Below are 23,200 nucleotides of genomic sequence, written 5' to 3'. Positions count from 1 at the left end.
ACCGCCTGACCGCCCGACCGCCCAACCCAAGGACTCCCTCATGAGGCACTACCCCACCGATCTCCTCCTGGCGGTCGAACACGTCGAGAGCTCCCTCCGGAGCGGCCAACTCACCGACTTGCACGCCGGGTTGACGGAGGCCGGCATCTCCGACCCGCTCGCGCGCTTCGACGGCGACCGGCTCTTCGAGGGCCTGGACCGCCTGCTGGGCGGCGTCAGCCAGTACCCGTTCCAACCGCTGTACGACAGCAACGAGGTGGTGGAGACGGGCCCGGTGGGAACCGTCGTCCTCGACGACCCGGCCGCCGGGTCGGCCGATCCGACCACCGGGTCGGCCGACGCGACGCTGCGCGCCCTGCTGCTCGCCTGGGCCCTGGGCAACCGGGTGGTCGTCCGCTCCGCGCGGCCGGGGCTGTGGACCTCGGTCATGGACGCGCTACGCCAGGCGGACATACCGCTGCCCGAGGGAGAGGTGACCGCCCCCGGCACGCAGGTGCCCGGGACCCTCGTACAGGCCCCCGCCCTGCCCTCGGAAGGGAACCTCACGCTCGACTGCCAGGCCCCCTGGGCACACAGCCTGCTGCGGCGCGAGCACCGGCCCGGTGTCTCGCTCGCCCGGGCCCGCAGCGAGGACGCGGCGGCCTACGAGGGCAGGATGGCCGCGAAGCTGCGCTACCTCGTCGCCCGCGCCCGCCGCACACCCCACTACGCGGCGCTGCCCACGGTGGCCGGCCCGGCCGGCCTCACCCGGTTCCCCGTCCTCGACAAGCCCACCCTCGAAGCCCGCTCGCTGCCCGCGAGCCGGGATCTGTGCAGCGGCGGGATGCCCACCGGCGAGGTCCTGCGCTCCGGAGCGACCAGCGGCAGCCCCCGCTACATCGTGTACGCGCGCGGCGACTGGGACAACATGGTCCGCGAGGCCGTGCCGGTGCTCTACGACCTCGGTGTCGAGCCGGGTGACCGGATCGTCAACACGCTCTTCGGCGGCGGCATGTACGGCGGCCTGACCACCACGTTCAGCGAGTTCTCCCGCATGCCGGTGGAGTGCTACTCGACCGGCCAGTTCGTGACCGTGGACGACCTGCTGATGCTCGTGGACAGCTTCCGCGCCAATGTCGTCCTCGGCATGCCGGCCCTGCTCCTGCCGCTGCTGCGCGATGCCAAGCAGCGCCACCCCGGCCTGCGCCTGGAGAAGGTGATCTACGGCGGCACCCCCATGACGGAGACCGACAAGGAGTGGCTGCGTACGGAGCTGGGGGTACGGGTGGTCTCCAGCATCCTCGCCGCCAACGACGGCGCCCAGCTCGGCCACCAGTGCGCGGCGCTCGGCGGGACGCTCCACCACGTCAACGACGACTACAACCTCATCGAGGTCGTGGACGACCAGGGCACGCCGGTCGCGGAAGGAGAGGTCGGCGAACTGCTCGTCACCTGCCTGCAGAAGTTCGAGGGGCCGCTGGTGCGCTACCGCATCGGTGACATGGGACGGATCTTCCACCACACCTGCGCCTGCGGGGTCTCCGGCAAGGTCCTGGAGTACCTGGGCCGCTCGGACGGGCTGATCCGCTTCAAGGGCGAGACCGTCCTCTACAACGAGATATACGACGTGCTCGCCGCCCTCCAGGTCTCCCAGCTCCAGGTCGAGGTCTCCTCGGAGAGCAGCAAGGAGTGCCTCACGATCCGTACGGAGTCCCCCCGCCCGCTGGGCGCCGACGAGGTGCGCTCGTTGCTGACCTCCAGGTTCGACGTGCTGGGCGACTACCAGGACTTCGACGCCGCCCTCGATCTGTACGAGCTCAGGGTCGAGTGCCACGCGGAGGGCGAACTGCCCCGCAACGCCGTCAGCGGCAAGGTCAAGACCGTCATCGACCGCCGGCTGGAGGTGACGGTCTGATGTTCCGCGACCCGGTGGCCCGCACCATGCTCGGCGTCATCTCCCTCTCCAGCGTCGGCGTGGGCATCCACACCCTGGCGATGGGTCAGCTGCTCTACACCCGCACGGGCAGCCCGGCCGCCTTCGCCCTCATCCTCACCCTCCAAGGCGTGGCGGCCTTCTGCGTCCTGCCGGTGTGCGGGCCGCTCGTGGACATGGTCAGCTCCAAGTGGGTGTACGTGGCCTGCGGCATCGGCCGCGCCGTCACCGTCCTCCTGATCGTCCTGCTGGCGTCGATGCCCGGAGACGGCGCCGTGCCCTGGATGGTGGCGGTGGCCGTACTCCTCGCCGTCTTCGACAACGTCGAGCGATCGGCCCTGTTCAAGCTCACCGCGCACCATGTGGACCAGACCCACATCACCCGGTTCAACAGCCTGATCGGGGTGGCGTTCCAGGCGGGGGCGCTCAGCGGCATGGCCCTGCTCGGCCTGATCCTGACCTGGGGCACCGCCCAGCAGGCACTGCTCGTGGACGCCACGATGGCGCTGGGCTGCGCGCTGGTGGTGAGCCGTATGCGCCTCACCGGAGCCGAGAGCACCTCACCGCTGTCGGCCCGGACGCTGGGCACGGCGGTGGCGGGCACGGTCGGCGAGTGGCGGCTCATGCTGCGCCGCTACCGGGGCGACAAGATCGTCTTCCTGCTGATCGCCCTGTGCGCCGGGGACTTCGTCTTCGCCCACGGCCTGAGCACCCTGGTGGTCCCGCTGGCCGACAACTCCCAGGGCGGGCAGGGCTGGTACATCGCCGCCCTGGAAGCCACCTTCGCGGTGGGCATGATCAGTGCCTCGGTCTTCACCGACCGGCTGGTCTCCCAGCGGCTGCTGCCGCTGTGGCTGCTCTGCCAGGCCGGCGCGGCCGCCGCGCTCGCGCTCGGCGGGTCGAGCGCGGTGCACTTCGCCGCCTTCTTCCTGGCCGGCTTCGCCAACCTGAACAGCCTCACGTGGCTGCTCACGACCCTCCAGCAGAGGGCCGACGAAGGCGACAAGGGCAAGATGGCCTCGCTCCGGCTGCTCTCCATCGGCCTGGGTACGGCCGTCCTGATGCCGCTGGTCGGCCGCTCCGCGGCCGCCTCCCTCGGAGCGGGCTTCTGGAGCCTCGCGGCCGCCATGCTCCTCTTCGCCCTGGCCGCCGCCTGGGCGGCCCGCGCCTATCGAAAGCCCGCCGAAACGACGAAGATCCCGTCCGATCTTTCGACCGGACGGGATCTCGTTGACGCTGGTGGACCTGTGGGGATTTGAACCCCAGACCCCCTCGATGCGAACGAGGTGCGCTACCAGACTGCGCCACAGGCCCTTGCGACGTGTGAAACATTAGCATCCCGATCGGGGTGCATGGAAATCCGTTCCCCCGCAGGTCAGCCGCGGGCTCCGGAGAGCCCGCGGCCGACGGTCACTCGTTGGCCGCGCGGGGGCGGTCGTCGTCCGCGTACTGGTCGAAGAGCGGGGTGCGGCCGTGGTCGCGGCGGCCCCGGCCCGGGTTCGTGCGCTGCCGCGGCGCCGGGTTCGGGGTCACGGCCGGGGACGGTGCCGGGGCGGCCGGCGGGGTCGCCTCCGTGGCCGCCGTCGAGGAGCGGGCCGAGCTCCAGGTCTCCGGGTCGGTGATGTCGATGCCGCTCGTGGCGCGCGGGGCGACCGGGGCGGTGACGTACGTGGGCAGCGGGACCGGGACCGGTTCCCAGCTGTCGCCGCGGGCCGGGCCGCGCTCGCGCTGCTGGTCCACCCACTCCGCGTGGTCCGTCTGCTCGACGAGCGCGCGGCGGTCGGCCTCCTGCGGGGAGACCTCGGGGGCCGGTTCGGGTTCGGGGCGGGCCGGTTCCTCCTCCGGCTCGGCGGGCGCGGCCTGGCGGCGCGGGCGGTTCTCCCGCAGCCGGGCCGCCGCCGCCTCGGCGCGCCGACGGTCCATCACGTACACGAAGCGGCGCCGCTCGGTCGTCCGCAGATGCACGATGTACGCGCTCAGCAGGGCTGCCGGGACGGCCGGCGCCCACAGGAACGCCAGGCCACCGACCGCGGCGACGACCGCGCCGAGCGTGAACGCGAGGAAGAGGACGACCGTGGTCCGACGGCGCCGGGCGAGCACCTTGCCGCGGCGGGCCCGCTCCACGGCCGCCTTGGAGGGCGGCCGGCGTACGGGGGCCCGTACGGGAGCCCGGCCGGACACCCGTACGGGTTCGGGCTCCGGCTCCGGGACCTCCAGGCGGGCTTCCGTCCTGGCCGCGGGCGCGGAAAAGGCCCGGACGTCGACCGAGCTCAAATGCTCGGTCTCGGCGTCCGGGTCCGCGTCGGGTTCCCGGTCCTTCAGCTCCTTGGCGTACCGGCGCTCCATTCCCGCCCGTCCGGACAGCAGCCGGATGGCGGTGCTGAAGCGTTCCGTCGGACGGGCCTCGTTGAGCTCGTCCTGCCTGCGGAGCCACATCGGCACCAAGTAGGCGGCCCAGGCCCCGACGATGACTGCGTAGATGAGGCCGCTGCTGCTCACGCCTCACACCGTAGAGGGGTTCCGATACGGGCATCGGCCAATTGGCCCGGTGTGTCGCACGATCTGGCTGATATCACTGAACTTTTTTGTGATTGTTCAGATCGATTGGTGGTCAACTGCTGATTGAATTCGAACATTTATTTCATTGGGCGGGATGGGAAGGACGTGCCTGGTGCCAGCGCCGCACCAGCCCGCCGGGGACTTCCTCGGCCGTCAGCGCGAAGACGAGATGGTCCCGCCAGGCCCCGTCGATGTGGAGGTAGCGCGGGCGGAGCCCCTCCTCCCGGAATCCCAATTTCTCCACGACCCGGCGCGACGGAACGTTCTCCGGGCGAATGCAGACCTCGATCCGGTGCAGCCCTACCGTACGGAAGCAGTGGTCGGTCACGAGCGCGACCGCCGTCGGCATGACGCCCCGGCCCGCCACCGCGCTGTCCACCCAGTACCCCACATGGCCCGAGCACATCGAGCCCCAGGTGATCCCCGCCACCGTCAGCTGACCGACCAGTTCTCCCCGGTACTCGATCACGAACGGCAGCATCCGGCCGGCGTTCGCCTCGCCGCGCAGATGGCGGACCATCTGCCGGTACGTCGGCCGCTGCGCGACCGGGGCGCCCGGCGCCGCCGGCGGGATCGTCGCCTCCCAGGGGCGCAGCCAGTCCCGGTTGCGCCGGTTCACCTCGCGCCAGGCCCGCTGATCCCGCAGCTTTATCGGCCGCAGCACGACATCGCCGTCGGCGAGGACCACGGGCCAGGTCGGGATCATGACGGTCTCGGGTGGTCGCCGCCGCGGATCTGGTCGACGGCGTGGACGAGGAGCGGCTCCAGTACGGCGAGGCCGTCACGGACCCCGCCCGAGGAACCCGGCAGGTTCACGATCAGCGTCCCGCGCGCGACCCCGGCCAGGCCGCGCGAGAGCGCCGCCGTCGGCACCTTCTCCCGGCCGTACGCGCGGATCGCCTCGGGGATGCCGGGGATCTCGCGGTCGAGGACCCGGCCTGTGACCTCGGGGGTCTCGTCGGTCGGCGAGATGCCGGTGCCGCCGGTGGTGAGGATGACGTCGTACCCGGCCTCGATCCCGGCCCGCAGCGCCGCCTCGACGGGCGCGCCGTCCGGCACGACCTGCGGTCCGTCGACCGCGAAGCCCAGCCGCGTCAGGCCCTCGGCGATCAGCGGGCCGCCCTTGTCCTCGTACACGCCGGCCGCGGCGCGGTTGGAGGCGGTGACGACGAGCGCGGAGTACGCGGAGAGGAGGGCGCTGCCCGTGGCGGCGCCGACGGCGCCGGGCGCGGTCTCGTCCGCCGGGGCCGTGGCCCCGGCCGCGTGTGCGTCGTGCCCGTGCGTCTCGCCCACCCGTCCGGCCCGCGCCTGCGCGTGGAGCCCGGCCGTCGCTGTGGCTGTGGCCGTGGATGTGGCTGTGGCGTCCGTCGTCGTCATGACTCGGTCGTCCTCGTCCACGTGCCCGACTTGCCGCCGGTCTTCTCCTCCACCCGTACGTCGGAGATGACCGCGCCCTTGTCGACCGCCTTGATCATGTCGACCACCGTCAGCGCCGCCACCGAGACCGCCGTCAGGGCCTCCATCTCGACGCCGGTGCGGTCCGTCGTCTTCACGGTCGCCAGGATCTCCACGGCGTCGTCCGCGACCGTGAGGTCCAGCGTCACGCCCGAGACCGCCAGCGGGTGGCAGAGCGGGATCAGGTCCGGGGTCTTCTTGGCGCCCATGATCCCGGCGATCCGGGCGGTGGCGAGCGCGTCGCCCTTCGGGACGCCCTCGCCCCGCAGCAGCTCGATCACGCGCGGCGAGACGAGGACGCGGCCACTGGCGCGCGCGGTCCGCGCCGTGACGTCCTTCGCGGAGACGTCGACCATGCGGGCCGCACCCGCCTCGTCGATGTGGGTGAGTCCTTGCTGCGTGCTCATGGCCGTGACACTCCCGGTCGCTGTGTGGGACGCCACGGTACCGCCACCAGGACCTCCTCAGCCGAGGAGGACCACGTCCAGGTCGGCGCCGGGCGCCACCTCCATACTCTCCTCCGGTACGACGAGCAGCGCGTTGGCGTGCGCGAGCGCGGCGATCAGGTGCGAGCCCGCTCCGCCCACCGGAGTGACGGTGCCGGACCCGGCGTCGTACGTGCCGCGCAGGAACTGGCGGCGGCCGGCCGGGGACGTCAGCGCCTTGTCGGCGGCCAGCGTGGCCCGCACCGTCGGCCGGTGGAGGTCGTGCAGGCCCATCAGGGCCCGGATCGCGGGGCGGACGAACAGCTCGAAGGAGACGTACGAGGAGACCGGGTTCCCCGGCAGGGCGAGCAGCGGCGTGTGCTCCGGACCGATCGTCCCGAACCCCTGCGGCTTGCCCGGCTGCATGGCCAGCTTGCGGAAGTCGACCTGCCCCTCGAACTGCCCCTCCGCCGTCAGCGCCTCCTTGACCACGTCGTACGCGCCCACGCTGACGCCGCCGGTGGTGACCAGCAGGTCGGCGCGGATCAGCTGGTCCTCGATGGTGGCGCGCAGCGTGTCGGCCTCGTCGGTGACGGCGCCGACCCGGTACGCGATGGCTCCGGCGTCGCGCGCGGCGGCGGCCAGCGCGAAGCTGTTGGAGTCGTAGATCTGGCCCTCGCCCAACTCCTCGCCGGGCTGCGCCAGTTCGCTGCCCGTCGAGATCACGACGACCCGCGGGCGGGGACGCACGCGCACGGTGGCGCGGCCGATGGCGGCAAGGAGGCCGATCTGCGGCGGCCCGAGGACCGTGCCCGCCTCCAGGGCCAGGTCGCCGGCCTGGACGTCGCTGCCGCGCGCGCGGACGTGCGCGCGGGCCTCGGCGGACCGGTGGACGCGGACCTCGCCGCCCGCGCCCTCGGGGGCGGCGCTGGCGGCGCGCATCCCGCTCGCCGCTCCCCCGCCCGTACCGCCGTCGGTCCACTCGACCGGCACCACGGCCTCGGCGCCGGGCGGCAGCGGGGCGCCGGTCATGATCCGGGCGGCCTCGCCGGGGCCGACGGTCGGCAGGCCGCCGGCCCCGGCCGCCACGTCACCGATGACGGTCAGGACCGCCGGGAACTCCTCGGTGGCACCGGCGACATCGGCGACCCGCACCGCGTAGCCGTCCATGGAGCTGTTGTCGAAGGGGGGCAGCGCGACCGGCACCGTGACGTCCTCGACGAGGACGCAGCCCTGGGCGTCGGGGAGTTGCAGCTCGATCGGTTCGAGCGGGGTGACCGCCCCGAGGATGTCCGCCAGGTGCTCGTCCACCGACCACAGGCCACGGGACGGCCCGGCGCAGGGATCACCCGACGTGTCGCCGACCGCCTCCGTGGTCGAGGCCTCGTCGGCCGCCGGATCCCCTGGCACCGGTGCCGTGCTGCTGCTCAAGGTGCTACATCTCCTCGCTGACGTACTTGCGGAGCCAGGTCCGGAAGTCCGGTCCCAGGTCTTCACGTTCGCACGCCAGTCTGACAATGGCACGCAGATAGTCGCCACGGTCACCGGTGTCATAGCGCCGGCCCTTGAAGACGACGCCGTGCACCGGGCCGCCGATCTTCTCGTCCTGCGAGAGTTTCTGCAGGGCATCGGTCAGCTGGATCTCGTTGCCCCGGCCCGGCTCGGTCTCACGCAGTATCCCGAAGATGGCCGGATCCAGTACGTAACGGCCGATGATCGCGTAGTTGCTCGGCGCCTCGTCCACGTCCGGCTTCTCGACGAGGTCCGTCACCTTCACGACGTCGGAGTCGGCCGTCCCCTCGACCGCCGCACAGCCGTAGAGGTGGATCTGCGAGGGCTCGACCTCCATGAGTGCGATCACGCTGCCGCCCTCGCGCTCCTGGACGTCCACCATCCGGGAAAGCAGCGGATCGCGCGGGTCGATCAGGTCGTCGCCGAGCAGCACGGCGAAGGGCTGGTCGCCGACGTGCGGGGCCGCGCAGAGCACGGCGTGCCCGAGGCCGCGCGGGGCGCCCTGGCGCACGTAGTGCATGGTGGCGAGGTCGCTCGACTCCTGCACCTTGGAGAGGCGTTTCTCGTCGCCCTTGCGGGCCAGCGCCTCCTCCAGCTCGTAGTTCCGGTCGAAGTGGTCCTCCAGGGGACGCTTGTTACGACCGGTGATCATGAGGACGTCCGAGAGTCCGGCCGCGACGGCTTCCTCGACGACGTACTGGATCGCGGGCTTGTCGACGACCGGCAGCATTTCCTTCGGGGTGGCCTTGGTGGCCGGGAGGAAGCGCGTGCCGAGACCGGCGGCCGGGATGACAGCCTTGCTGATCCTGGGAGGCGACTGAGTCATGCGGAGCACCATAGCCGTTCGGAATGAGACGAAGATGGGGCTCCGATTAACTTTCTGTGCATAAAGACACTTACGAGAGGTTCGTGAAGCCACGTGATGACCCGATGATGACCGACATGCCCGAAAAAGCCGTCTTGCGCGGCCAACTCCTGGCCCTCCGCGCCCAGCTGACCAGCCATGATGTCGAATCCGCCGGCGAGCTGCTCGCGCGGGGTGCGCGGGAGCTCCCCGAGCTGGCGACGGCGGCCACCGTCGCCGCCTATGTGTCCGTGGGCCGCGAACCGGGCACGCGCGCGTTGCTGGACGTTCTGCGTGCCCGGGGCGTCCGCGTCCTGCTGCCGGTCCTGCTGCCCGACAACGACCTCGACTGGGCCGCGTACGAGGGCTCCGAGCAGCTGGCGAAGGCGGGCCGGGGCCTGCTGGAACCGACCGGTCCGCGGCTCGGCCCGGAGGCCGTGTGCGCGGCGGACGTGGTCCTGCTGCCCGGGCTCGCCGTCGACGAGCGCGGGATGCGGCTCGGCCGGGGCGGCGGCTCGTACGACCGCGTCCTTGCCCGGCTCGCCCGGGCGGGCGCGGACCCCGCCCTCGTCGTCCTCCTGTACGCGAACGAGGTGGTCGCCCGGGTCCCGGAGGAACCGCACGACCACCCCGTGCACGCGGTGGTGACCCCGGAGGGGGTCATCCGTTTCGCCCCGTAGCTACGGCTTCAGGACCAGCGTGTCCTTCGTCGAGGCGTCGACCGCCGCCTTGCCGAAGGACCAGTCGAGCAGCTCGCCCTTGACCCACTTGTCGGTCTGGTCGGTGTAGTTGTCGTGGTACGCGTGCCCCGAGGCGCCGGACAGGTTGATCCAGCGGGACCGGTCCCAGTCGCCGACGTTCACGACCATCCGCATCGACGGCACCCAGATGACCTCGTAGCCGCCGGCCGCGTTCCAGCCGGTCGCGTTCACCGCCGCCTCGCCGCCGCCCAGGTTCCACGGGCCGCGGTTGAGCAGGGACTGGACGAAGCCCGGTCCCGCGGTGCCGAGGGTCTGGTTCTGCAGGGTCAGCTGGTGCAGCCGGCCCCAGCTCCAGGTGGAGACGTCCTTGCCGAGCTTGGCGGTCAGCTCCCAGCGGGCGTCCTCCATGGCGCGCGCGAGCAGCTGGTCACGGGTCTCGGTGGCCTGGTCCGTGCGGTTGGCCTCGGTCTTCCACCACTCGCTGTTCTCCTGCTTGAGGAGCGGGCGGACCACCTCGTACCAGCGGTCGCCGCCGTCCGGCTGCGCCGTGTCCGCGTCGCGCTCGCCGCACTCCCGGACCCGCTTGTTCTGCTCGTCCACCGGGAGGCCGGTGAGGTCCGCCGGGCGGACGCTGATGCAGTCGCCCTCGGCCCGCAGCTCCTTGGGCAGCTTGTCGCCGAAGGCGAGCTTGAGGACGTTGCGCCAGACCGCGTTGAAGTACGCGGCGGCGGCCGAGTCGGGCTCCTGGGTGTAGTCCCAGCCCTCGAGCAGCTTCTGCGCCTCGCGGACGTACGGGTCCGAGATGTCGATCTTCAGCAGGAGCGGGTTGAGCAGGGTCGCGATCTCGCTGCGGTTGTCCATCTGCATGGTCCGCATGTCGTCGGGCGAGACCTTCCCGCCGTCCTTGATCTTCGACTCGACGAGGTCGTTGATCCGCTGGCTGCGGGAGCCGTATCCCCAGTCCTCCGTAAGGAGGTAGGGGTACTTGTCCCTGTCGACGACCGCCTGGTTGGCGGTGACGATGTAGCCGCGGGAGGGGTTCAGCTCGTACGGCAGCTCGTCGTACGGGATGTAGCCCTTCCACTTGTACGAGGAGTCCCAGCCGGGCGCCGGTACCGTGCCGTCGCCCTTGGCGCGCTCCGGGATCCTGCCGGGCGCCTGGTAACCGATGTTCTCGGCGTCGGCGTAGATCAGGTTCTGGGAGGGGACCTCGAAGTTCTTGGCCGCGGCGCGGAACTGCTTGAAGTTCTTGGCGCGGTTGAGCTCGAAGATCGCGTCCATGGATCTGCCGGGCTGCAGCGCGGTCCACTGGAGGGAGACGGCGTAGCCGGTGCCGCGGTCCGGGGCGGCGTTGCCGACGGGGGCCTTCTGGCCGACCTTCTCCAGTTCGGAGGAGCGGTCGGAGACCAGTGGGCCGTGCTCGGTCGAGCGGACGGTGATCTTCCGGTCGCCGCCGCCCGCGACCTTGATGGTCTCCTCGCGGGTCCTGAACGGCTTGACCTTGCCGTCCACGACGTAGCCCTCGTCCGAGACCTTCTCCAGGTACAGGTCGGTGACGTCGGCGCCGAGGTTGGTGAGGCCCCAGGCGACGGTGTCGTTGTGGCCGATGATCACGCCGGGCGTACCGGAGAAGGTGTAGCCCGAGACGTCGTAGCGGCAGGTGGCCGAGACGGAGCGGCAGTGCAGGCCCATCTGGTACCAGAGGGACGGCAGCATCGGCGCGAGGTGCGGGTCGTTGGCGAGCAGCGGCTTGCCGGAGGTCGTGTACTTCCCGGAGACGACCCACGAGTTCGAGCCGATGCCGTTGCCGTTCGGGCCGAGCAGGGCCGGGATCTCGTCGAGCGTGTTCGAGAGCGCGCCCAGCTGGGTCTGCGCGCCCCGCAGCGCGTCGCCCGAACCACTGCCGTCACCGTCGTCGTGCTTCGACGCCGTGGCCTTCGGGTCGAACTTCCCGGCCCCCTTGTCGACCGCGCCGTTCTGCATGATCGGCTGGTGCAGGTCGGTCGGGTACCCCGGGTACAGCTGCTTGATCTGCGCCGGGCTCAGCCGGCTCGTCATCAGGGAGCGGTCGATCTCGTCCTGCATGTTGCCGCGCAGGTCCCACGCCATCGCCTTGAGCCATGCCACCGAGTCGACGGGGCTCCAGGGCTCGATCTCGTAGTCGTTCGTGAAGGCGAGCGCCGCGTACTCGACGGAGACGTCGGAGGCGTCCCGGCCCTTGAGATAGGCGTTGACACCCTCGGCATACGCCTGGAGGTTCTTCTTCGTGTCCGCCGACAGGACCTTGTCGTACTCCTGCTGCGCGACCTGGCGCCAGCCAAGCGTGCGCAGGAACGCGTCGGTGTCGACCTGGCTCTTGCCGAACATCTCGGAGAGGCGGCCGGCCGTCATGTGACGGCGTACGTCCATCTCGTAGAAGCGGTCCTGCGCCTGGACGTAGCCCTGCGCGCGGAAGAGGTCGGCCTCGGTGTCGGCGTAGATCTGCGGGATCCCGTAGGCGTCGCGCTTCACCTCGACCTCGCCGGAGAGGCTGTCGAGCCGGATATCGCCCGTCGTCTGCGGGAACGAGCCGCGGACGGTGCTGACGCCCCAGTACCCGCCGTAGCCCGCGCCCGCGACCAGCGCGAGGACCAGGACGAGGACGATCAGGCGGGCTCGCCGCCCCTTCTTCTTGGCGGGGGGCGCGGTCGTGTTGGAGGGCATCGCTGTCCTTCGAGGGGCAGGGTGGTCCTGGAGTACGGGAGCAACCTTAGGCGCAGCGTCCGAGCGGCCGGGACGCGGTGTCCCAAGGAGGCCTTGAGGAAGGTCTGGAGCGAGGTCTTGAGGAAGGTCTGGAGGAAGGGCCGCCAAGATCGCACTGGCGATCGAGGGGGCGCAAGGGGGGCATCAAGAAAGCGTTAAAGATTAGGTAAGGTAACGAAGTACCGGCTGCTGGAGGAACGATCCGGCCGCACGTGAGGGGAAGGATCGGCCACTGACTGTCCAAGAGCTCAACGAACTCCTGCTCATCTGCTCCCTCGTCCTGCTCATCGCCGTCGCGGCGGTGCGGATCTCGTCCCGCAGCGGGCTCCCCAGCCTGCTCCTGTACCTCGGGATCGGGGTCGCCATAGGGCAGGACGGGATCGGCAACGTCGCCTTCGACAACGCCGAACTGACGCAGGTGATCGGCTATGCCGCACTGGTGGTGATCCTGGCCGAGGGTGGCCTGGGCACCAAGTGGAAGGAGATCAAACCCGCGTTGCCCGCGGCGGTCGTGCTGTCGACCGTCGGCGTCGCGGTGAGCGTGGGCATCACGGCGGCCGCCGCCCACTATCTGGTCGGCCTGGAGTGGCGGCAGGCGCTGATCATCGGCGCGGTCGTCTCGTCCACGGACGCCGCCGCCGTCTTCTCCGTCCTGCGCAAGGTCCCGCTGCCCGCACGCGTCACCGGTGTCCTGGAGGCCGAGTCCGGCTTCAACGACGCCCCGGTCGTCATCCTCGTCGTCGCGTTCTCGACGGTCGGTCCGGTCGACAGCTGGTACGTCCTGGTCGGCACCATCGCCATGGAGCTGGCCATCGGCGCCGCGATCGGCCTCGGGGTCGGCTTCCTCGGCGCCCTCGGCCTGCGCCACATCGCCCTGCCCGCCTCCGGCCTCTACCCGATCGCCGTCATGGCCATCGCGGTGGTGGCGTACGCGGCCGGCGCCCTGGCCCACGGCTCCGGCTTCCTCGCCGTCTACCTGGCCGCGATGGTCCTCGGCAACGCCAAGCTGCCGCACGCCCCGGCCAACCGAGGCTTCGCCGAGGGGCTCGGCTGGATCGCCCAGATCGGCATGTTCGTGCTGCTCGGGCTGCTCGTGACCCCGTCCAAGCTGGTCGACGACTTCTGGCCGGCGGTGATCATCGGCCTGGTCCTGACCATGGTGGCGCGGCCCATGGAGGTCTTCGTCAGCCTGCTGCCGTTCCGTATCCCCTGGCAGGAACAGGCCCTGATGTCCTGGGCCGGCCTGCGCGGAGCCGTCCCCATCATCCTGGCCACGATCCCGCTGGTGTCCGGGATCGAAGGCAGCGAACGCGTCTTCAACATCGTCTTCGTGCTCGTCGTCGTCTACACGCTGGTCCAGGGGCCGACGCTGCCCTGGCTCGCGCGGGCGCTGAAGCTGGGCGACTCCTCCGAGGCCGCCGACCTGGGCGTCGAGTCCGCCCCGCTGGAGCGGCTGCGCGGACACCTGCTGTCCGTCGCCATCCCGGACGGCTCGAAGATGCACGGCGTGGAGGTCGCCGAGCTGCGGCTGCCGGCCGGAGCGGCGGTCACCCTAGTCGTACGGGAGGAGAAGAGCTTCGTGCCCAGTCCGGCGACGGTGCTGCGGCGCGGGGACGAGCTGCTCGTCGTCGCGACCGATCCGGTACGGGACGCCACCGAGCGGCGGCTGCGGGCCGTCGGGCAGGGCGGCAAGCTGGCCGGCTGGCTCGGGACGGGCGGCGCGACGGCGGTCTCCGAGCCCAAGGGGCACGCGCACTGGCCGCATCTGCCCTTCACCAAGCGAACGTCCGGTTAATCACAGGCGTAGATTCGCGAGGAAGGGCGTTTTCCCAGGCGGGAGGACGCCCTTCCCTGTACCATGAAGGCACACTTGATCGAACCAACTCTGCCTGACGCAGAGCTGGCGCGACCGTATGGCGGCCGAGCAGCCCTCCGCAGGGGTCCGGTATCTACCGCAGTTCCGCGCAAGAGGACAGCTCTCGGCTACGCCCGCACCACCGTGCACGGGGCGCGCTACCAGGCGGCAGAAAGGCAAGGACCGTGGTGTCCACGGTCACTTCTGACGCGTCTGCGCAGACGGCGGGCAAGGGCGGGAAGCCCGGCAAGGCCCGCAAGCGCGCCGGATACGGGCAGCTCCTCCGTACCCCTGGAGCCCTGTCCTTCCTGCTCCCCGGCTTCGCCGCCCGGCAGCCGTTCGCGATGCTGACGATCGGCATCGTCCTGCTCGTCCAGCACACCACCGGCTCCTACGGCAGCGCCGGCGCCGTCGCCGCCGCCACCGGCGTCTCGATGGCGCTCTTCGCGCCGCAGAGCGGCAGGCTCGCCGACCGCTTCGGCCAGCGCGCCGTCCTGATCCCCGGCGTACTGATCCACTCCGTCGCCGTCTCCCTGCTCGTCGTGCTCGCGCTGGCCGGCGCCCCGATGTGGGCCCTGTTCCTCGCCGCCGTACCGGCCGGTGCCTCCGTCCCGCAGATCGGGCCGATGGTCCGCGCCCGCTGGGCGGCGAAGCTGGAGAACTCCCCGCTGATGCCGACGGCCGCGGCCTTCGAGTCCGTCACGGACGAGTTCACCTTCGTCGTCGGCCCGGTCCTCGCCACGGCGCTCAGCACCGGCGTGCACCCGGCGGCCGGCCTGATCGCCGAAGCGGCGCTGACCCTCTTCGGCGGCCTCTTCTTCGCCGCCCAGCGGCGCACCCAGCCCGCCTTCGGCCTGGTCGCGGCGGCCGCCGCCGAGCCGCACGCCTCCGCGCTCTCCATCCCCGGCGTCCGCGTCCTGGCCGTCGCCTTCCTGGGCATCGGCTCGGTCTTCGGCGGCATGCAGGTCTCGCTGACCGCGTTCTCCGAGGAGATCGGCAACCCCGGCGCCAACGGTCTGCTCTACGGGATCTTCGCCGCGGGCAACATGCTCGCGGGCATCGCGTGCGGCGCCATCGCCTGGAAGATCGGCCCGCGCAAGCGCCTGATCCTCGGGTACGCCGGACTGACCGTGGCCGCCTCGCTGCTCTGGTCCGCGCACTCCGTACTGCTGCTCGGCGCCCTGGGTCTGGTCGTGGGTCTGTGCATCGCCCCGGCCCTGATCACCGGCTACACCATCGTCGAGACCCTGGTCCCGGCCTCCGCCCGGACCGAGGCCTTCACCTGGCTCACCGGCGCCGTGGCACTGGGGCAGGCGGCGGCCGTGACGGTCGCCGGACAGCTCGCCGACGAGCACGGCGCGAGCACCGGATTCCTGGTGCCGCTGGTGGGCACGGCGCTCGCGCTCGCCACGCTCCTCGCGCTCCGCTCGCGCCTGACCCCCCGGCCTTCGGGGCGGGTCGCGGCACGTGGTATCGGTCACCGAGTGCCGGTGACGGTGGACTGAACCGGCGGAATACGTCACTATGGATCGTCGTTAGCACTCGATGAGTGTGAGTGCCAGGAGGAAGACAAGTGCCGACCTACCAGTACCAGTGCACCGAGTGCGGCGAGGGCCTCGAGGCGGTGCAGAAGTTCACCGATGACGCGCTGACCGAGTGCCCGAGCTGCAAGGGACGCCTGAAGAAGGTGTTCTCGGCGGTCGGCATCGTCTTCAAGGGTTCCGGCTTCTACCGGAACGACAGCCGCGGCTCGTCGAGCTCCAGCTCCCCCTCGTCGTCGAAGTCCGCCGCGGCGTCGACCTCGACGACCTCCTCGTCGTCGTCCTCGGACTCGAAGCCGGGCGCTTCGTCTTCGTCGGGTTCGACCTCGTCGTCGACTTCGAGCACGTCGAGCTCGTCGAGCTCCAGCTCGGCCGCCTGACGAAGACGCTCGATCCAAGTTCTTACGAAAGCCCTACCGCTGTGCGCGGTAGGGCTTTCGGCGTTTCGCGGGCCGTTAATGTGACCGCCATGGCGACCAAGGCATTTGCGGACATCGGTGTGATCGGCGGCTCGGGGCTCTACTCCTTCCTGGAGGACGTGGAGGAGGTGGCCGTGGAGACCCCGTACGGCAGCCCGAGCGATGTGCTCCTCCTCGGCGAGGTCGCGGGGCGGCGGGTCGCGTTCCTGCCCCGGCACGGCCGCGGCCACAGCCTGCCGCCGCACCGGATCAACTACCGCGCCAACCTGTGGGCGCTGCGCTCGGTGGGCGTACGGCAGGTGCTCGGGCCGTGCGCGGTGGGCGGACTGCGCGAGGAGTACGGGCCGGGGACCCTCGTCGTACCGGACCAGTTGGTCGACCGCACGAAGGCACGCGTGCAGACGTACTTCGACGGGGAGCCGCTGCCGGCGGCCTGGGGCGGGGCCGTGCCGAACGTCGTGCACACCACCTTCGCCGACCCGTACTGCCCCGACGGGCGCCGGGTGGCGCTGAAGGCGGCCCGGGGGAAGGGCTGGGACCCGGTGGACGGCGGCACGATGGTCGTCGTCGAGGGGCCGCGGTTCTCCACGCGCGCGGAGTCGCGCTGGCACGCGGCGGCCGGCTGGTCGGTGGTCGGCATGACCGGGCACCCGGAGGCGGTCCTCGCCCGCGAACTGGGGCTCTGCTACACCTCGCTCGCCCTTGTGACCGACCTGGACGCGGGCGCGGAGACGGGTGAGGGGGTCTCGCACACCGAGGTGCTGCGGGTGTTCGGCGAGAACGTGGGGCGGCTGCGGGAGGTGCTCTTCGACGCGGTGGGCGCGCTGCCGGACACGGCGGACCGGGACTGCCTGTGCACGCATGCGCACGACGGCTGGGACCTGGGGATCGAGCTGCCGTGAATCCCCCTGGGGAGTGAGGGAGTTGTCCACAGTGGGCGGTTGATCCACAGGCGGGAGCGGGATTCTCGTCGGGCCGGGATGGTGGGAGCGAGCCGTTCGACTCGGCTCGACTCGAACTCGACTCCCGACAGGCGGTGTCCGCGATGACGACCTCTCACTCCCTCGACTTTCCTTCTCTCGACTCCCCTCCTCTCGAGCGTTCGCCCGTTCCCGCGCCGATCGGTGTCCCGCCGTTCGAGCCGCTGCGGGTACGGGGCGGGCGGCAGCGGTTGCGACGGGCGCTGCGGCGCAGGGGGCGGGCACCGGCGGCGATCCTCGCGATGAGCGCGGCCGCGCTGGCGGTGGCGGGCGGGGGCGAGGTCTCGGCCGACCCGCCGCCGACGGCGCCGGTACGGGAGCAACGCCCCGCGCCAGCGGTGCGGCTGGTGTCGGCGCCGGTACGGATCGCCGACGCGGCGACCGTGCGGCTGCTGCGGCCCGGGGACCGGGTCGACGTGATCGCCGCGCCCAACTCGCCGATGGGCGGGGCCGGTGAGGCCCGCGTCGTGGCTACGGGCGCTCGGGTGGCCGAAGTTCCGCGCACGGCTGAGACTCGTTCGGACGGCGGAGCGCTCGTCGTCCTGTCCGTTCCACGGCCCACGGCGACTGCTCTGGCGGGTGCGGGTGTCACGTCCCGGTTGGCGGTGACACTGTGCTGATTCGCACTGACTGTCTGTCAAGTAACCGTTGCGTGTGTACGGATTGGACGGCTCTGCACCGTTCGCGGCCTAATGGCTGCGCTAACTGCACACGTAACCGCACATGCGACGAAAGGCAGCCGGGTGAGCCCGAAGAAGGAAAGCGTGATGGCAGGCTTCAAGGCCTTCCTCACGCGCGGCAATGTGATCGACCTGGCGGTCGCGGTCGTCATCGGTGCCGCGTTCACCAACATCGTGAACTCCGTGGTGAAGGGCGTCATCAACCCGCTGGTGGGTGCCTTCGGCACCAAGGACCTGGAGAGCTACCGGTCCTGCCTGAAGGGCCCGTGTGTCGTCGACGACGCGGGGAACGCGGTCGCCGGCATCCCGATCATGTGGGGCCTGGTGCTGAGCGCGATCCTCAGCTTCCTGATCACCGCCGCCGTCGTCTACTTCCTGATGGTGCTGCCCATGGCGAAGTACCTGGCGAAGCGGGCCGCCCACGACAGGGCGAAGGAGGGCGTCCAGGAGACGCTGGAGATCAGCGAGCTGGAGGTCCTCAAGGAGATCCGCGACGTGCTCGTCGCACAGCGCGGCCCGAGCGGCGACTCCGGGACGGGCGGCGGTTCCGGTACGGGCTCCGGATCCGGGACGGGCTCCGGATCCGGGACGGGGACGCACCCCACCCCCTAGCCGGCGACTCGCACCGGCATCAGAGGTGGTGCGGCGGCTTCTCTTCGAGGAAGCGCGCGAGATCCGCGGAGCTGTCGCTGCCGCCGAGAGGCCGCTCGCCCCACCCGCGGTCCGTATCGTCCGCGGATTGCTGGTCCAGTGGATCGTCGAAGATCAGCTTCGGCTTCGTGGTGTTCTCGGGGGTGGACTGTTTGCCGGGCTGCTTCGCGTCTCGCGGTCCGTGGGCGGGGGCGGTGCTCATACCTCCAGGGTACGCCGGGATTTCGGCCCTGAACCGCCCCGATCAGCGGTCTTTCGGATCGAGCAGCCACAGGCCGAGCACGACGAGGAACGACAGGACGAGGAAGCCGGCTCCCCACCAGGCCGTGCCGGTGTCGCCCGCCATCCACTCGTCGACGACGATCGTCAGCCGACCGTGAGGGCCAGCGCCAGGCGCGCGCTCGGTTTCGAGGAACGCTCGGGCCCCTGCTCCGTACCGGCGCCCGGGCCGGGGCCGGTGTGGCGGACCCGGGGGTCGCCGTAGCCGCTGGTGGGCCGGATCTGCGGGTAGCGCTCACGGACAGGACGGTTCAAGCGGGGCTGCGCGCTCCCGGGGGTGTAGGCGGGGAGCGGCGGGTACTGGGGGCCGGCGCCGGGAGCCTGGTCGGGGGCGCCCGGGGCGCGGTCGGGGACGTCCGGGGCGCGGGGGAAGGGGGCGTCGGTCATGTCCGCTCACTCCTCGTGGCCGCGGCCCGCGTCCCCGTCGCCCTCGTAGCCGGGCCGCCCGCCGAGGCGCCCGGGCAGCCGAGGCGCTCGGCCAGGTCGGGGCGGTCCTCGCCGAGCTGGCGGCACAGGCCTTCCCGGGCGCTCTCACCGGAGCGGGTCGTGCCGACGGCCCAGACGCTGCCGTCGACCTCCTCCACCAGGAGCACCTTGGGCAGCGCCCGGGGTGGCGGGCCGGCGGTCGGCGGTCACCTCTCCCGTACGGGCGTCGAAGGGGGGAGGTCAGAGGCCATGGTCGCGACCCCGCCGGGCGGAGGTCCCGTCAGTCACGGGCCGTACGGGCACCGGAGGGGGCGTCGTGGACGGGGCCTGAACGGCCCGGGCACCCGGGGGGTGGGCCCGCCCTCCCCCCGAGCAAGGGGACCCCCATCACCCTGCGGAACCCCACAGCGGTGGCGACCCGTGGACGGGAGTCCCGCGTGCCTAAGCCGGCCGTGAGGCGTGCGTTCTGGTGTTGTGGGGTGCATGACGCAACCGTTCCAGCCGCTCATCGCGCGGTCTCGTGGCGAGGCGCATCGGGCCGCCACGCCGCTCGAACTCTTCTTCGACCTCTGCTTCGTCGTCGCCGTCGCCCAGGCCGGCGCCGAGCTCGTGCACGCGGTCGCCGAGCACCACGCCGCCGACGGGACCGCCCACTACGCGATGCTCTTCTTCGCCATCTGGTGGGCCTGGATGAACTTCACCTGGTTCGCCTCCGCGTACGACAACGACGACACCCTCTACCGCGTCGTCACGTTCGTCCAGATCGCCGGTGTCCTGATCCTCGCCGCCGGCATCTCCCGCGCGTTCGAGGACGACTTCCTCATCACCGTGCTCGGCTACGTCGTCATGCGGATCGCCCTCGCCTTCCAGTGGCTGCGCGCCGCACACCACGCCACCGACCCCGCCGAGCGCACGATGTGCCGCCGGTACGCGGGCGGCGTGCTGCTCTGCCAGATCGGCTGGACCGCCCTCCTCTGGGCGCCGGAATCCGCCCGCACCTGGATCTTCCTCGCCGGGATCGTCGCCGAGCTGGCGGTCCCCGCGTTCGCGGAGAAGGCCGTCAGCACCCACTGGCACCCGCACCACATCGCCGAGCGGTACGGCCTGTTCACGATCATCGTGCTGGGCGAGACGATCGCGGCGGCGACCATCGCCGTGAAGACGGGTGTCGCGGAGTACGACGCCCTCGACAAGCTGCTCCCGATCGCGGCCGGCGGTCTGCTGATCGTCTACGCCGCCTGGTGGATCTACTTCGCCTCCCCGGCCCACCTCCGCCTCGCCTCCAACCGGCAGGCCTTCCTCTGGGGGTACGGCCACTACCTGATCTTCGGCTCCGCCGCCGCCATCGGCGCCGGCATCGAGGTCGCCGTCGAGCAGGCCGTGGGCAAGGCCCACATCTCCACCCTCGCCGCCTCCTCCGCGGTGACGATCCCCGCCGCGGTCTTCCTGCTCTGCGTGTGGCTGCTGCACGCGCGCTACTTCAAGGCCGGCATCGCCCAGCAGCTCATCCTGCCCGTCTCGGCGCTGGCGATCCTGATGTGCACGTTCGCCGGCCGCTGGGCCGTCCTGGCGGCGGGTCTCGTCGCGGCGGCGACGGTGGCGGTCGGAGTGACGCTGGCCGCGCGCAATCCGGCCTCGCACGGCACAGGCCCCGGCCACTGACCGAACGCCCGTGGTACGCAAGGACCATGACCCAGACGACGGCCAAGACCGAGACCACGATGTCGAACCATGACGCGATCACGGACGTGACCGGGCTGCGCGTCGGCCACGCGCGCGTGGAGGGGGCCGGGGCCCTGAGCGGGACCACGGTCGTCCTCGCCCCGGAGGGCGGGGCGGTGGCGGCCGTGGACGTGCGCGGCGGCGGCCCCGGCACCCGGGAGACCGACGCCCTCGACCCCCGCAACCTCGTCCAGCGGATCGAGGCCCTGGTCCTGACCGGCGGCAGCGCGTACGGGCTCGACTCGGCCGGTGGGGTGATGGCCTGGCTGGAGGAGCGGGGGCGAGGGGTACGGGTCGGGCCCGAGCCCTCGCACGTGGTCCCGGTGGTCCCCGCCGCCTGTGTCTTCGACCTGGGGCGGGGCGGCGACTTCTCGGCCCGGCCTGACGCGGCCACGGGACGCGCTGCGGTGGAGGCCGCCGCCGCGACGGAGCTCCACGCGCGCGTGGAGACGGGCGCGGTCGGCGCGGGCACCGGGGCCGTGGTCGGCGGGCTCAAGGGCGGGGTCGGCACGGCGAGCACGGTCCTGGAGTCGGGGATCACGGTCGGCGCGCTCGTCGTCGTCAACGCGGTCGGCTCGGCGCTCGACCCGGAGACCGGGGTCCTGTACGGGGAGTACTTCCAGGGCGGACGCCCCGCCTACCCGGACCCGGCCGTGCACGAGGCGGCCCGGCGGCTGCTCGCCGAGGCGCGGGCCCGGAACACCCCGCCGCCCCTCAACACCACCCTCGCGGTCGTGGCGACCGACGCCGACCTGACCCGCGCGCAGGCGCAGAAGTTCGCGGGCACGGCGCACGACGGCATCGCGCGCGCCGTCCGCCCGGTGCACCTCCTCAACGACGGCGACACCGTCTTCGCCCTCGCGACCGGCGACCGCCCGCTGCCCCCGGAGGGCGGGCCGCTCGCCCTCAACGACATCCTCGCGGCGGGCGCGGACGCGGTGACCCGGGCGATCGTGAAGGCGGTCCGGGACGTCATCGAGGGGGTGGCCGGACCGGGCGGAGACTTCCCCGCGCACCGCGAGCTGTACGGCCCCGACGCCACTATCAACTCCCTTTCCAACAAGAGGAGTTGAGACGAACAGCCGACGAACGACGACCGGCGGGTGGGAACTTCCCGCACACCCCCTTCGTTTTGCCGAACCCGGACACGATGCCAGACCCAGGGACTACGTTAAGCAAGCACCAAGTGACATGCGGCGACGGCCTGGAGACCCTCTTGAACGATCCGCAGCATCCGTACGATCCGGACGATCCGTACGAGACGACCGAGACGCACCTTGAGCGGCTCCTCGGCCGGGCGCTCAACTCCTTCGACCTGCCCGACACCACGATCGAACGACTGGAGACCGCGTTCGCCCACTCCAGCGCGCTGCACTCCTCGCACCACAGCGCGTCGCTGCACCGCACCACGTACCGCCACACCTATCTGCTCGCCGACGGCACGGCGCTCGGCCTGTGGGAGCTCGTACACAACTCCGGCCGGGACGGCACCGAGCGGCACGAGCTGTACGCGGACGAGGCGGACGCCCGGCTCGCCGCCTCCCGGCTGCCGGCCCGGTTCTCCCCGGGCCGGGGCGTGGACCACTCCGCCGGTCCGGAGTTCGACGAGGACAACGACCTGGAACTGCTGAGCGCGCTCTTGTCGCGCCCGATACCCAGGCAGCCCCGGATGTACGTCCCGGACAACTCCCCGGACCACGCCCGCCGGGTGCTGCGCCGCGCGGAGAACCCGGACCGGCCCGGCGAGGAGACGGCGCGCCGGCTGCGGGTCGCGTTCGCCCACCACATCACGCAGGCGTTCGGCCGCCTGTGCCCCATGGAGGGCGGCCGGGACGCCGGATTCACGCTCTACGAGCACGCGTTCCTGCTGCTCGACGGCACCGAACTGAGCCTCTGGGAGGTGGAGCACACGGCGACGCCGGACGGCCGCCACATGTGCGAGGTCTACGGCGACGAGCACACGGCCCGCGAGGCGATGGAGCACCGCGCCCGGGTGCGCTAGCGGGCGCGTGGGGCCGGTTCCGGTGCGTGCGGGGCCGGCTCCACCGCCGGGTGCGGGGCCGGCACGAGCTTGCGTACCGCGAACTCCCGGTTGGTGCGGGTCTGTTCGCGGTACGGCTCGGGCAGGTCCGGCAGGGCCAGCAGCCGGTCGCAGGCCGCGAGCGAGGCGGCGTGGCCACCCACCCAGTACGCGGTGATCGAGTACTCGAAGAGCAGCCCCCAGCGGTACACCCACGGCTGGATGAAGAGCAGGTCGTCCGGCGGCCGCTCCCGGTCGACCACGGCGGAGACGACGGCGTGGGCGGCGTGGTGGCAGCCCCTCAGGCGTAGCCGCGAGACCAGTTCGTAGCAGGCTCATCAACTTCATTAGTTATCCCTAGTGTTGTGCCTGTATAGTTGAGGGCATGGAGTTGCTGCGCATGTCCAAGGCTGCGAAGCGTCTCGGGATACACCCGATGACGCTTCGTCAGTGGGCGTTGGACGGCAAGATTCCGTT

22 protein-coding genes, 1 tRNA gene and 2 pseudogenes are annotated in these 23,200 nt (G+C 71.5%); 13 read left to right on the top strand and 12 right to left on the bottom strand.

Annotated features, from left to right (window positions below):
* Positions 1-40 precede the first annotated feature (40 nt).
* Both Q5762_RS29985 and Q5762_RS29980 read left to right on the top strand, forming a co-directional pair.
* Positions 41-1,894 (top strand): phenylacetate--CoA ligase family protein, encoded by a 1,854-nt coding sequence (locus Q5762_RS29985; protein ID WP_315895403.1) that lies wholly within the window; start codon positions 41-43, stop codon positions 1,892-1,894.
* Complete coding sequence (locus Q5762_RS29980) at positions 1,894-3,171, top strand: MFS transporter (protein WP_315895402.1); 1,278 nt, start codon at positions 1,894-1,896, stop codon at positions 3,169-3,171. The genes Q5762_RS29985 and Q5762_RS29980 overlap by 1 nt, the downstream gene beginning before the upstream one ends.
* On the opposite strand, the gene Q5762_RS29975 is transcribed toward Q5762_RS29980, so the two are convergent.
* From Q5762_RS29975 to galU, 7 genes are all read right to left on the bottom strand, one after another.
* Positions 3,150-3,226 (bottom strand) — tRNA-Ala (locus Q5762_RS29975). The two genes, Q5762_RS29980 and Q5762_RS29975, sit on opposite strands and share 22 nt — an antisense overlap.
* Positions 3,227-3,322: 96 nt before the next feature.
* A complete protein-coding gene (glpR, locus tag Q5762_RS29970; protein WP_315895401.1) occupies positions 3,323-4,411 on the bottom strand; it encodes a gephyrin-like molybdotransferase receptor GlpR in 1,089 nt (362 codons plus the stop codon).
* 142 nt (positions 4,412-4,553) lie between these two features.
* Positions 4,554-5,177, bottom strand: a complete 624-nt coding sequence (locus tag Q5762_RS29965) for a GNAT family protein (RefSeq protein WP_315895400.1) — start codon at positions 5,175-5,177, stop codon at positions 4,554-4,556.
* Positions 5,174-5,848 (bottom strand): molybdenum cofactor biosynthesis protein B, encoded by a 675-nt coding sequence (locus Q5762_RS29960; RefSeq protein WP_399495297.1) that lies wholly within the window; start codon positions 5,846-5,848, stop codon positions 5,174-5,176. Before Q5762_RS29960 ends, Q5762_RS29965 begins: the two co-directional genes overlap by 4 nt.
* The gene (gene moaC, locus Q5762_RS29955; protein WP_315895399.1) at positions 5,845-6,333 is read right to left on the bottom strand and encodes a cyclic pyranopterin monophosphate synthase MoaC; all 489 of its coding nucleotides are present in this window, start codon (positions 6,331-6,333) and stop codon (positions 5,845-5,847) included. Before moaC ends, Q5762_RS29960 begins: the two co-directional genes overlap by 4 nt.
* 57 nt (positions 6,334-6,390) lie before the next feature.
* Complete coding sequence (gene glp, locus Q5762_RS29950; RefSeq protein ID WP_399495300.1) at positions 6,391-7,662, bottom strand: gephyrin-like molybdotransferase Glp; 1,272 nt, start codon at positions 7,660-7,662, stop codon at positions 6,391-6,393.
* Positions 7,663-7,786: 124 nt separating this feature from the next.
* Positions 7,787-8,689, bottom strand: a complete 903-nt coding sequence (gene galU, locus Q5762_RS29945; protein ID WP_315895398.1) for a UTP--glucose-1-phosphate uridylyltransferase GalU — start codon at positions 8,687-8,689, stop codon at positions 7,787-7,789.
* A gap of 104 nt (positions 8,690-8,793) precedes the next feature.
* Here galU and Q5762_RS29940 point away from each other — a divergent pair, with 104 nt between their 5' ends.
* On the top strand, positions 8,794-9,387 hold the full coding sequence (locus Q5762_RS29940; protein WP_315895448.1) for a 5-formyltetrahydrofolate cyclo-ligase: 594 nt from the start codon (positions 8,794-8,796) through the stop codon (positions 9,385-9,387).
* Here Q5762_RS29940 and Q5762_RS29935 read toward each other — a convergent pair whose 3' ends face one another.
* The gene (locus Q5762_RS29935) at positions 9,388-12,111 is read right to left on the bottom strand and encodes a penicillin acylase family protein (RefSeq protein ID WP_315895397.1); all 2,724 of its coding nucleotides are present in this window, start codon (positions 12,109-12,111) and stop codon (positions 9,388-9,390) included. It abuts the gene before it with no gap.
* Positions 12,112-12,382: 271 nt separating this feature from the next.
* Here Q5762_RS29935 and Q5762_RS29930 point away from each other — a divergent pair, with 271 nt between their 5' ends.
* The 6 genes from Q5762_RS29930 to Q5762_RS29905 all read left to right on the top strand — a co-directional run bounded on the left by Q5762_RS29930 (position 12,383) and on the right by Q5762_RS29905 (position 18,237).
* Positions 12,383-13,945, top strand: a complete 1,563-nt coding sequence (locus Q5762_RS29930) for a potassium/proton antiporter (protein ID WP_315895447.1) — start codon at positions 12,383-12,385, stop codon at positions 13,943-13,945.
* Between the two features lie 245 nt (positions 13,946-14,190).
* Positions 14,191-15,510: an MFS transporter gene (locus tag Q5762_RS29925; protein WP_399495296.1), complete on the top strand. Its 1,320-nt coding sequence runs from the start codon at positions 14,191-14,193 to the stop codon at positions 15,508-15,510.
* 68 nt (positions 15,511-15,578) lie between these two features.
* The gene (locus Q5762_RS29920; protein WP_315895396.1) at positions 15,579-15,926 is read left to right on the top strand and encodes an FmdB family zinc ribbon protein; all 348 of its coding nucleotides are present in this window, start codon (positions 15,579-15,581) and stop codon (positions 15,924-15,926) included.
* Between the two features lie 89 nt (positions 15,927-16,015).
* A complete protein-coding gene (locus Q5762_RS29915) occupies positions 16,016-16,867 on the top strand; it encodes an S-methyl-5'-thioadenosine phosphorylase (protein WP_315895395.1) in 852 nt (283 codons plus the stop codon).
* A gap of 143 nt (positions 16,868-17,010) precedes the next feature.
* Positions 17,011-17,565, top strand: a complete 555-nt coding sequence (locus Q5762_RS29910) for a hypothetical protein (protein WP_315895394.1) — start codon at positions 17,011-17,013, stop codon at positions 17,563-17,565.
* A gap of 123 nt (positions 17,566-17,688) precedes the next feature.
* Positions 17,689-18,237 carry an MscL family protein gene (locus tag Q5762_RS29905; RefSeq protein ID WP_315895393.1) on the top strand — a complete coding sequence of 183 codons (549 nt, stop codon included), beginning with the start codon at positions 17,689-17,691 and terminating at the stop codon, positions 18,235-18,237.
* 19 nt (positions 18,238-18,256) lie between these two features.
* Here the strand turns inward: Q5762_RS29905 and Q5762_RS29900 are convergent, their stop codons facing one another.
* The 3 genes and pseudogenes from Q5762_RS29900 to Q5762_RS29890 form a co-directional block, all read right to left on the bottom strand.
* Positions 18,257-18,478 (bottom strand): hypothetical protein, encoded by a 222-nt coding sequence (locus tag Q5762_RS29900; RefSeq protein ID WP_315895392.1) that lies wholly within the window; start codon positions 18,476-18,478, stop codon positions 18,257-18,259.
* A 42-nt stretch (positions 18,479-18,520) separates the two neighbouring features.
* A pseudogene (locus Q5762_RS29895) lies at positions 18,521-18,942 on the bottom strand (hypothetical protein).
* A pseudogene (locus Q5762_RS29890) lies at positions 18,939-19,212 on the bottom strand ((2Fe-2S)-binding protein); the annotation flags it as partial. The pseudogenes Q5762_RS29890 and Q5762_RS29895, both read right to left, overlap by 4 nt.
* Positions 19,213-19,464: 252 nt before the next feature.
* Between Q5762_RS29890 and Q5762_RS29885 the strand changes: the two are divergent.
* From Q5762_RS29885 to Q5762_RS29875, 3 genes are all read left to right on the top strand, one after another.
* Positions 19,465-20,643: a low temperature requirement protein A gene (locus tag Q5762_RS29885; RefSeq protein ID WP_315895391.1), complete on the top strand. Its 1,179-nt coding sequence runs from the start codon at positions 19,465-19,467 to the stop codon at positions 20,641-20,643.
* Positions 20,644-20,669: 26 nt separating this feature from the next.
* A complete protein-coding gene (locus tag Q5762_RS29880) occupies positions 20,670-21,776 on the top strand; it encodes a P1 family peptidase (protein WP_315895390.1) in 1,107 nt (368 codons plus the stop codon).
* 143 nt (positions 21,777-21,919) lie between these two features.
* Positions 21,920-22,705: a DUF6227 family protein gene (locus Q5762_RS29875; protein WP_315895389.1), complete on the top strand. Its 786-nt coding sequence runs from the start codon at positions 21,920-21,922 to the stop codon at positions 22,703-22,705.
* Here Q5762_RS29875 and Q5762_RS29870 read toward each other — a convergent pair.
* A complete protein-coding gene (locus tag Q5762_RS29870) occupies positions 22,702-22,986 on the bottom strand; it encodes a hypothetical protein (protein ID WP_315895388.1) in 285 nt (94 codons plus the stop codon). The two genes, Q5762_RS29875 and Q5762_RS29870, sit on opposite strands and share 4 nt — an antisense overlap.
* Before the next feature lie 122 nt (positions 22,987-23,108).
* Here Q5762_RS29870 and Q5762_RS40065 point away from each other — a divergent pair.
* Positions 23,109-23,200: helix-turn-helix domain-containing protein (locus Q5762_RS40065; RefSeq protein WP_399495299.1), on the top strand; the 92-nt coding region annotated here is incomplete at its 3' end.

It is taken from the genome of Streptomyces sp. P9(2023) (assembly GCF_032436795.1).
Taxonomy (GTDB): Bacteria; Actinomycetota; Actinomycetes; order Streptomycetales; family Streptomycetaceae; genus Streptomyces.
Note: the sequence above shows the minus strand (reverse complement) of the source record. Positions and strands in the feature narration are given on the sequence as shown.

Coding starts and splice junctions, on each gene's coding strand:
- Q5762_RS29985 (WP_315895403.1), top strand. CDS start 41: ATGAGGCACTACCCCACCGATCTCCTCCTGGCGGTCGAACACGTCGAG.
- Q5762_RS29980 (WP_315895402.1), top strand. CDS start 1,894: ATGTTCCGCGACCCGGTGGCCCGCACCATGCTCGGCGTCATCTCCCTC.
- Q5762_RS29965 (WP_315895400.1), bottom strand. CDS start 5,177: ATGATCCCGACCTGGCCCGTGGTCCTCGCCGACGGCGATGTCGTGCTG.
- Q5762_RS29960 (WP_399495297.1), bottom strand. CDS start 5,848: ATGACGACGACGGACGCCACAGCCACATCCACGGCCACAGCCACAGCG.
- moaC (WP_315895399.1), bottom strand. CDS start 6,333: ATGAGCACGCAGCAAGGACTCACCCACATCGACGAGGCGGGTGCGGCC.
- galU (WP_315895398.1), bottom strand. CDS start 8,689: ATGACTCAGTCGCCTCCCAGGATCAGCAAGGCTGTCATCCCGGCCGCC.
- Q5762_RS29940 (WP_315895448.1), top strand. CDS start 8,794: ATGATGACCGACATGCCCGAAAAAGCCGTCTTGCGCGGCCAACTCCTG.
- Q5762_RS29935 (WP_315895397.1), bottom strand. CDS start 12,111: ATGCCCTCCAACACGACCGCGCCCCCCGCCAAGAAGAAGGGGCGGCGA.
- Q5762_RS29915 (WP_315895395.1), top strand. CDS start 16,016: ATGGCGACCAAGGCATTTGCGGACATCGGTGTGATCGGCGGCTCGGGG.
- Q5762_RS29910 (WP_315895394.1), top strand. CDS start 17,011: ATGACGACCTCTCACTCCCTCGACTTTCCTTCTCTCGACTCCCCTCCT.
- Q5762_RS29900 (WP_315895392.1), bottom strand. CDS start 18,478: ATGAGCACCGCCCCCGCCCACGGACCGCGAGACGCGAAGCAGCCCGGC.
- Q5762_RS29885 (WP_315895391.1), top strand. CDS start 19,465: ATGACGCAACCGTTCCAGCCGCTCATCGCGCGGTCTCGTGGCGAGGCG.
- Q5762_RS29880 (WP_315895390.1), top strand. CDS start 20,670: ATGACCCAGACGACGGCCAAGACCGAGACCACGATGTCGAACCATGAC.